The sequence below is a fragment of the Flavobacterium sp. UGB4466 genome, assembly GCF_903469665.1.
Lineage (GTDB): Bacteria > Bacteroidota > Bacteroidia > Flavobacteriales > Flavobacteriaceae > Flavobacterium > Flavobacterium lipolyticum.
This window is the reverse complement of the sequence record NZ_CAGKLC010000136.1, coordinates 1-8,568: the sequence shown is the minus strand read 5'-3', so window position 1 is coordinate 8,568 and position 8,568 is coordinate 1. Positions and strand designations below refer to the sequence as shown.

The window sequence follows — 8,568 nt, the reverse complement described above, 5'->3', positions numbered from 1 at the left end:
CTAAAATATTCTCTACCTTTGTTACTGAAAGGTTTTACAACGCCTTTTATCTTTAAATAAAAATGTAAAGTATGCAAAACATTCCTAGTGTAGACTTACGTGATTTCCTTTCGGACGACCCGAAACGTAAACAAAAATTTGTAAATGAAATCGGCAGTGCATTTGAAAACATTGGCTTCGTAGCCCTAAAAGGTCACTTTTTAGACGACCAGTTGGTAGACGAGCTATATAGCGAAATTAGAAAATTTTTCGCTTTGCCAGTAGAAACTAAGCATAATTATGAAATTCCCGGTATTGGCGGACAAAGAGGTTATGTATCTTTTGGAAAAGAACATGCTAAAGGACGCAAAGAGGGAGATTTAAAAGAATTCTGGCATTTTGGCCAGTACGTGGATGCTTCTTCTAAATATGCAGCAGAGTATCCTGAAAATGTAAATGTTACAGAATTACCTCGTTTTAATGTTGTAGGTAAAGAAGCGTATCAAATGCTTGAGAAAACAGGTGTTTATGTGTTAAGAGCTTTAGCTTTACATTTAGGACTGGATGAGTTTTATTTCGATCAATATGCGAAAGACGGAAACTCTATTTTAAGACCAATCCACTACCCGCCTATTACTACTGAGCCGGAAAACGCAATTCGCGCGGCTGCTCATGGTGATATCAATTTGATTACCTTATTAATGGGTGCTCAGGGTAAAGGATTACAGGTCCAGAATCACGATGGCGAATGGATTGATGCTATTGCTGAAGACGATCAGCTGGTAATTAATGTTGGAGATATGTTGTCAAGACATACAAACAACAAGTTAAAATCAACTATTCACCAGGTAGTTAACCCACCAAGAGAATTATGGGGAACCTCTCGTTATTCTATTCCGTTTTTTATGCATCCGGTAAGCGATATGAAGCTGGATTGTTTGGAAAACTGTATTGATGCAGAGAATCCTAAGAAATTCGAAGATATTACAGCTGGAGATTATTTATACGAACGCTTGGTAGATTTAGGTTTAATCAAGAAATAAACCTAAATTAGATTCCAAAATTTAAAAATTCCAAATCCCAAACTCATCATTGGGATTTGGAATTTGTTTTTTACATACTATCTTTAATTAGCATTTATTTTTTAGCATAAAAATTATGGACTTACAAGATCAATTAAAAAATTTGTTTCCGGATCATGTCGAATCCAATGAACCTGAAGAAATTCAGGAACAGGATCATGTTCTTTATATCCAAAAGGAGCCTATGATTTGCAAATTCGAAAAACGGAAAGGAAAAGCCACCACCATAATCGAAGGCTACGAAGGATCAGACGAAGATTTCAAAGTATTGGCTAAAGAAATCAAAACCAAACTTAGTGTTGGCGGAACTTTTAAAGACGCCTCTATAATTATTCAGGGAGATTATCGGGATAAAATTATGGAAATCCTTAAAGCTAAAGGATTTAAAACTAAAAGAGTTGGCGGGTGATGATTCTTGATTTTAGATTGCAGATTTTAGATTTAAATAATCTAACCGCAACGTCCGCAAAGAATTTACAATAGTAACCCTTGAATAAAAACGCAAAGTTCGCAAAGCTTTGTCTAGAAAAATTTAGAATTTAGAATTTTCAAAAAAAGCTTAGAACCTCAGAACCTTAGTGCCTTAGTACCTTTAAAAAAACTTAGAACCTTAAAAAAAATGATACAAAATTCAGAATTAATACTTAATCCGGACGGGAGTGTTTACCATTTAAACCTTCGTCCTGAACATATTGCGCACGATATTATTTTCGTAGGAGATCAAAACAGAGTGGAAAAAATCACTCAGTTTTTTGATTCTATTGAATATTCTACACAAAAAAGAGAATTTAAAACTCAAACCGGAATCTATAAAGGAAAAAGAATATCGGTAATGTCAACAGGAATTGGTCCTGACAATATTGATATCGTGATAAACGAACTTGATGCTTTGGTAAACATCGATTTTGAAACACGCCAGCCAAAAGAAAACCTGACTTCTTTGAATATTATACGAATTGGAACTTCAGGTTCTTTACAAACCGATATTCCGGTAGACAGTTTTGTAATGTCTAAATACGGATTGGGACTTGATAACATGCTTCGCTCCTACTTAATTGATGAAGTTTCGAATGCTGATATTGAAGAAGCTTTCATCAAACATACGAACTGGGATGCTAAAAAAGGAAAGCCTTATGCCATTGCATGTTCTGAAAAGCTGGAAAAAATTATCGAATCGGATCAAATGTTCAAAGGAATTACTGCTACAGCCGGAGGTTTTTACGGACCACAAGGACGTGTTTTACGCTTGGACATTCAGGATCAGGAATTAAACAATAAAATGGATAATTTTAGTTTTGACGAACAAAGAATTACCAATTTAGAAATGGAAACTGCAGCGATATACGGGCTTTCTGCACTTTTAGGACATAATGCACTTTCTTTAAATGCAATTATCGCCAATCGTGCTTCAGGAACTTTTAGCGAGGATCCTTATAAAGCGGTTGACGCACTTATTGCGTATACCCTTGATAAGCTGGCAGGAAATTAATTCAATACTATAATCCATTCGGAAATTAGATTATTCATGGAAAATGCTATTTTAAAGTTTGAAAAATTACTGAAGGATAATTCGACCTATTTCCCTTCTCTGAAAAGTGAAATTCTGGAAGCTAAAAAACCCGGGAAATGGTCAAAAAAAGAAGTTATCGGGCATTTGGTTGATTCAGGGATTCATAATCTGGTTCGTTTTACAGAAATTAATTATCTGGAAAAACCGTATTATCACAGACCTTACAGTCAAATGGATCTGGTAAATTTAAATCAGTATCAAACCATGGACATTAATGATCTTACACAGCTATGGCTCTCCATAAACCGTCAAATTGTAAGGATCATGAAGAATGTGGATGAAAAAGCTTTGAATTATGAGATCATTTTAAGCGATGCATCTGTAATTGATCTAAAGTTTCTAATGACTGATTATGTAGAACATTTAGAACATCATATTAATCAAATAAGATCCTAAAATTATGTTTTTAAGAGTTGCCCGACATACCGATAATATTGAAAAAATAGCTAATTTTTATATCAATGTCCTTGGTTTTGAACTTTTGGGCAGCTTTGAGAAACATAAAGATTACGACGGTGTTTTTCTTGGGATGCCACAGTCCGACTGGCATTTCGAATTTACACAATCAAAAGTAAAAGCAAATCATACGTTTGATGAAGATGATGTAATTGTGCTTTATCCAAAGTCAATTATGGATTACAATGAATTGATAGACAGGATTGAACGCAACAATACCTCCATCTTAACTGCAACCAATCCTTTCTGGAATGAGAACGGAAAGATGTTCTTAGATCCTGACGGTTATCGCATTGTAATATCGCCTTTGAAAGCAGTAATCGATGAGATTAATTAATAGAGGTTGCAATAAATATAAAATGAAATAATGGCAGAAACGCATAAAAAAATCCTGTTCAAATACTACAGCACTTACCTGGAAGAAATAGTGTCGGAAACCATGTGGGCAGAAATTTTAGATTCTGAGAAAGGTCTTTTTAAATTGGATAATATTCCCTTTTTTGGTCCTTTAATTGCTACTGATGATATCTTCAGGGCAGAATATTGTGAAAATGAAAAGTGTTTTATTCACAAAGAAACTATAGAACATTCAGGAAACTCAATCGTACAGGTTCTTATTCTTGAAAAAGAATTTGATAAAGAAATCATACGCGAAAAATTAAAAGCAATCAATTGTTTATCAGAAGCATTAAACGAAACCTTTCTTGCAGTCGAAATTGCGAAAAATACTGATTATTCGATTGTAAAAAACTTATTATCAGAATACGAAGCAAATGCTGTAATTGAATTTGCCGAACCTTGTTTATCAGACAAACACAGAACTGATTTATTAAAAAATTAATGTCCCAATAAACTTAGAATACTCTTAACCAACTTAAACTAAACTTAGAATGAAAACTGTAAAAATTGTAGGTGTTCCTGAGCACTTCAATTTACCATGGCAAATGTGCATTGAAAATGGTGAATTTGAAGCCGAAAATATTGATTTACAATGGGAAGACATTCCGGAAGGAACCGGCAAAATGTGTCAGATGCTGCGCAATGATGAAGCTGACATAGCCGTTATCCTGACTGAAGGTATTCTAAAAGATATTGCAGCAGGAAATCCAAGCAAAATTGTTCAGATCTACGTACAATCACCTTTGATTTGGGGGATTCATGTTGCTGCAAAATCAGCTTTTGAGACCGTGAAAGATCTTAAAGATAAAAAAGCAGCCATTTCACGATTGGGTTCAGGATCTCAATTAATGGCTTATGTGAATGCACATGAGCAAGGATGGAAAACCGATAATTTACAGTTTGAAATCATAAATACAATTGACGGCGCTGTTGAAGCTTTGACTAACGGAACTGCCGATTATTTTATGTGGGAGCGTTTTATGACCAAGCCACTGGTGGATCAAGGTATTTTCAGAAGAGTTGGTGACTGCCCTACTCCATGGCCATCGTTTGTAATTGCCGTCAGAGACGAGTTTTTGAAAAAGAACCCTAAAATAGTCGAGCAGATATTGGAGATAATCAATAGAACAACTCAGGATTTTGCTCAGATTCCAAATATTGACAAAACTCTGGCAAGTCTTTTCAATCAAAAACAAGAAGACATCCAGGAGTGGTTAAAATTAACCAAATGGTCTCAGAAGCAATTGACAGAGAAAGCTTTTATCAAAATTCAAAATCAATTATTTGATCTGGGAATTATTGAGAAAAAAAGTACTTTTGTTGAAACCGTGAAAGCGCTGTAAAAACTGCTTTTGAATCTTATGATAAAATTTCCTAAAATTGACTTTCCGCAATTAAAATCCAAATTACAGGTGAAATCACCCTGGGACAGGATTATTATTATGCTATTGAGTCTTTTAATTACGGTTCCAATTTTTATCATATTACATCAAAATCTGATCGATTTACAATGGGCATTCAATTTAGATCGTGTTTTGATTTTTGTACTGGTTTTTACTGCAATTTTCTTTCTTCTGATGTTGCTCAGAACCATCATTATACTCTGCATTGCGGTATATTTATTAGTATTGTTCTACGGAACGGTTATTGGAAATTACGGCTTCAGTGAAATCTCCGAAGACTACAATTCGATGATTTATACCATGTCTGACAATCCATTCCCACAGGATATTATTGTAGCAAAACTGCTTCCGTTTCCTAATAAATCCAAAATCATCAATGCGATAGAGTATCAGAATCCAAAGGTTCGAAACTTTGCCATTATGGCCACTTCTAAGCATTTTAAAGGCCTTAAAGGTTATTCAGATTACAGAACCATCATTCAGTGTTTTGCTGTGTTTAAAGAAATCAACAGCCGTTGGAATTATGTTAATGATCCTAAAGAAGGGGATTATATTGCAACTGCGAGTGAATCTTTAGAATACTTTTCAGGCGATTGCGACGATCATTCTATACTGATGGCCGCTGCAGTTCGATCGATTGGCGGAACTCCCCGATTGATTCATACGAAAGGACATATTTACCCTGAAATACTTATTGGGTCAACAATCGACTTGGAAAAAGTGAATTACCTGATCAAAAATGTGCTTTTTGTAAAAGAAAGTTATGGCAAAAAAATTCACTACCATATAGACGAACGTGGGCAGGTATGGATGAACCTGGACTATACGGCCAAATATCCGGGTGGGCCTTTTATGTACGAAGAAATTCTGGGAGAGCTCACCTTAAACTAGTTTTTTTGAAGCTATTCAGACACAAAACCCTTTAGATTTAAGGTTTTTTCATGTGTGATAGTAATTTTATAAATATTTGATTTTTAGATTTTTAATTAGAATAAATTTTGTAATTTTCTGTAGTTTAACATATAACCACAAAATCATGAAAAAATCTAAATTATTTATCTTCGCAATTGCAGTACTGGCTGTATTAATGATTTCATGTCATAAAGGTCGAAATAAATTAGTGAACTCCTGGAAAATTACTGCTGTAGAGCCTAAATTACCAATTTCAGATTCTATGAAAAATGTAATTCTAACACAGGGCACACTTACCTTTACGGAAGACGGACATGTTACCGGATATCTTACTCAAGAAATTAACAATGGTACTTATGCTTTAACAAAAGGTGGTAAAAATTTAGTCATAAAGGATGAAACCGGTACTCCTTACCCTTGTGAAAGTATCATAACAGAAGATCAACTGACACTAGACAGTAAAGAAATGAAAGTTACCCTCAAAAAAATATAATGTTTTGCACCTTAAAACAATAAAACCACTCTTTTATAAACCGGAAAGAGTGGTTTTTTATTTGGATCTCTACTCCAATCTCTTTTTAAATAACAAAACACTTCTGAAAGTGAATTCCTTTATTCACTAGATTTTTTTTTGTCAAACTATTGTAATTTAAAATTTTAGACCTAACTTTAATAAACCAAAACAAATGCCCCCAACAGAACCTATGATTTTAAATTCGAAAAAAATATTTCTGATCGACGGCTTAGGAGCTTTATTTTCTACCCTTTTGTTGGGCGTAGTACTGGTTGAATTAGAAATCTACTTCGGCGTTCCTAAAAAAACACTCTATCTTCTTGCTGTTTTAGCCTGCCTGCTTATGGCTTCTTCATTTGCGAGTTACTGGCTTGCAAATGAGAACTGGCGAGGTTGCCTCAAAATTATTGCTTTTGCCAACCTGTTATACTGTGGTGTCACAGCAGGCCTGTTGCTCTATCTTTATACACACCTAACTTATTTAGCGGTATTCTATTTTCTCGCAGAAATCGCAATTATACTCTTTCTTGCCCGAATGGAATTTAAAATTGCGAGCCGTTAACTTCTTATCTACTCTGTAGCTTCATCACTGGAAAGCCTTAAAAACATTGACAATCTTACTGTTACAATAAAATATTTTAAAAAAAATGTGTCAAAAATTTTGCGCAGTCAAATAACTGCATTATATTTGCTGTCAAATAACTGCATAATGGAAATTCGTAGAGATGTATTTCAGGCAATTGCCGACCCTACCCGAAGGGCAATCTTAAGCTTAGTAGCTATCCAGTCAATGACTCCGGGAGTTATTGCTGAAAATTTTAATTCTTCCAGACAAACAATTTCAAAACACATTCAAATATTAACGGAATGTGAACTTCTGGAGCAAACGCAAAATGGAAGGGAAATTTATTACGTAACTAATGCCAGAAAAATGAAAGAAGTTGCTGATTTTATAGAACCGTTCCGCCAAATGTGGGACGATCGTTTTAACAAACTGGAAAGTATCATGAAAAACTATAAACCGAAAGAATAACCAAATTATGGAACGAAAAACGAAAATTACTGCCGAAGAAGGTCAACAGGATTTACTAATTACAAGAGAGTTTGATCTTCCTCTGAAATTATTGTTCACGGCTTATACAGAGCCCGAAATTGTCGAACAATGGATGGGAACCAAAGTGCTAAAGCTGGAGAACAAAAAGTACGGAGGCTGGCAATTTGAAACTTCCGATCCTAAAGGGAATGTGGTTTTTAAAGCCAACGGAGTAATTCACGAGTTTTTTCCGGAGCAGAAAATCACAAGAACATTTGAAATGGAAGGCTCACCATTTCCACCTCAGCTTGAGTTTCTTGAATTTGAAGCCGTAACAGCTGAAACCAGTCTCTTAAAAATGCATATTATTTACAGATCTGCTGCACTTAGAGATCAGATGTTAAAACTGCCTTTTGCTCAGGGGATCAATATGGCTCACAACAGATTACAAGAATTCGCTGCCAAAAAATTAAACTAAACTCGTAGGTGCAATGCTTTAACACATAGAAACATAGATTTTGTGTATCTAAAAGAATATAAAAAGAAACATGTTTCTAACACATGGCAGTCTTTGCGTCTTTAAAATAAGTGAAATGCCTTTTTCGGGATTGTTAAATCTATGTTTCTATGTGTTTAAAATAATTCCCAACTAAAACAAACTAAACTAACTTAAACTAAACTATAAAATCATGAAAAAAAGAGACAAAATCATCTATTGGGTTGCTACATTATGGCTGGCGTTAGGAATGACAGCAACAGGAATCGTACAAATGCTAAAAATAAAAGAACAGGAAGGCATGATACAGCATTTAGGGTTTCCGGTGTATTTTTTAACACTGATCGGCATTTGGAAATTATTAGGAGCTGTAGCTATCTTAATTCCTAAATTTCCATTACTTAAAGAATGGGCATATGCAGGCTTTTTCTTTACCATGACGGGTGCTGTTTTTTCGCATTTAGTGGTTGGAGATCACCCCAAAGAACTATTCGGTCCGGTATTACTAATTGTTTTGACTATTGTATCCTGGCAGTTCAGGCCTTTAGAAAGAAAGACAGTTTTAGCAAATTAGTCTATTTCTTCCGGTAAAAAACATCAAAATTGTTTTAACACATAGAAACATAGTCTTTGTAAACTTAAAAAAGGCATTTCACTAGTTAAAAAGCACATAGTAAACTGTGTGAAAGAAAGACTTTTCTTCTTTACCTGCCTTTTTTGAGTA

At 34.6% G+C, this 8,568-nt stretch carries 13 protein-coding genes; all 13 read left to right on the top strand.

Annotated elements, in window-relative coordinates; all coding sequences use genetic code 11:
* Window positions 1-71: 71 nt before the first annotated feature.
* The 13 genes from JO950_RS20050 (at window position 72) to JO950_RS19990 (ending at window position 8,418) form a co-directional block, all read left to right on the top strand.
* A complete protein-coding gene (locus tag JO950_RS20050; protein ID WP_017498286.1) occupies window positions 72-1,022 on the top strand; it encodes an isopenicillin N synthase family oxygenase in 951 nt (316 codons plus the stop codon).
* A 115-nt stretch (window positions 1,023-1,137) separates the two neighbouring features.
* Complete coding sequence (locus JO950_RS20045; protein ID WP_070908059.1) at window positions 1,138-1,470, top strand: translation initiation factor; 333 nt, start codon at window positions 1,138-1,140, stop codon at window positions 1,468-1,470.
* Between the two features lie 210 nt (window positions 1,471-1,680).
* Complete coding sequence (locus JO950_RS20040) at window positions 1,681-2,550, top strand: nucleoside phosphorylase (protein WP_202704227.1); 870 nt, start codon at window positions 1,681-1,683, stop codon at window positions 2,548-2,550.
* 36 nt (window positions 2,551-2,586) lie between these two features.
* On the top strand, window positions 2,587-3,027 hold the full coding sequence (locus JO950_RS20035) for a DinB family protein (RefSeq protein ID WP_202704226.1): 441 nt from the start codon (window positions 2,587-2,589) through the stop codon (window positions 3,025-3,027).
* Between the two features lie 4 nt (window positions 3,028-3,031).
* Window positions 3,032-3,424, top strand: coding sequence for a VOC family protein (locus JO950_RS20030; RefSeq protein ID WP_202704225.1), 393 nt, complete (start codon window positions 3,032-3,034; stop codon window positions 3,422-3,424).
* A gap of 30 nt (window positions 3,425-3,454) precedes the next feature.
* Window positions 3,455-3,928, top strand: coding sequence for a DUF4265 domain-containing protein (locus tag JO950_RS20025; RefSeq protein ID WP_202704224.1), 474 nt, complete (start codon window positions 3,455-3,457; stop codon window positions 3,926-3,928).
* 49 nt (window positions 3,929-3,977) lie between these two features.
* Window positions 3,978-4,829, top strand: a complete 852-nt coding sequence (locus JO950_RS20020; RefSeq protein ID WP_202704223.1) for a substrate-binding domain-containing protein — start codon at window positions 3,978-3,980, stop codon at window positions 4,827-4,829.
* A gap of 18 nt (window positions 4,830-4,847) precedes the next feature.
* Window positions 4,848-5,780, top strand: a complete 933-nt coding sequence (locus tag JO950_RS20015) for a transglutaminase (protein ID WP_202704222.1) — start codon at window positions 4,848-4,850, stop codon at window positions 5,778-5,780.
* Window positions 5,781-5,925: 145 nt separating this feature from the next.
* A complete protein-coding gene (locus JO950_RS20010) occupies window positions 5,926-6,294 on the top strand; it encodes a hypothetical protein (RefSeq protein WP_017498278.1) in 369 nt (122 codons plus the stop codon).
* Between the two features lie 193 nt (window positions 6,295-6,487).
* The gene (locus tag JO950_RS20005) at window positions 6,488-6,877 is read left to right on the top strand and encodes a hypothetical protein (RefSeq protein WP_202704221.1); all 390 of its coding nucleotides are present in this window, start codon (window positions 6,488-6,490) and stop codon (window positions 6,875-6,877) included.
* 147 nt (window positions 6,878-7,024) lie between these two features.
* Window positions 7,025-7,348 carry a helix-turn-helix transcriptional regulator gene (locus JO950_RS20000; RefSeq protein ID WP_017498276.1) on the top strand — a complete coding sequence of 108 codons (324 nt, stop codon included), beginning with the start codon at window positions 7,025-7,027 and terminating at the stop codon, window positions 7,346-7,348.
* 7 nt (window positions 7,349-7,355) lie between these two features.
* The gene (locus JO950_RS19995) at window positions 7,356-7,826 is read left to right on the top strand and encodes an SRPBCC domain-containing protein (protein WP_202704220.1); all 471 of its coding nucleotides are present in this window, start codon (window positions 7,356-7,358) and stop codon (window positions 7,824-7,826) included.
* A gap of 211 nt (window positions 7,827-8,037) precedes the next feature.
* Window positions 8,038-8,418, top strand: coding sequence for a DoxX family protein (locus JO950_RS19990; protein ID WP_202704219.1), 381 nt, complete (start codon window positions 8,038-8,040; stop codon window positions 8,416-8,418).
* Window positions 8,419-8,568 lie beyond the last annotated feature (150 nt).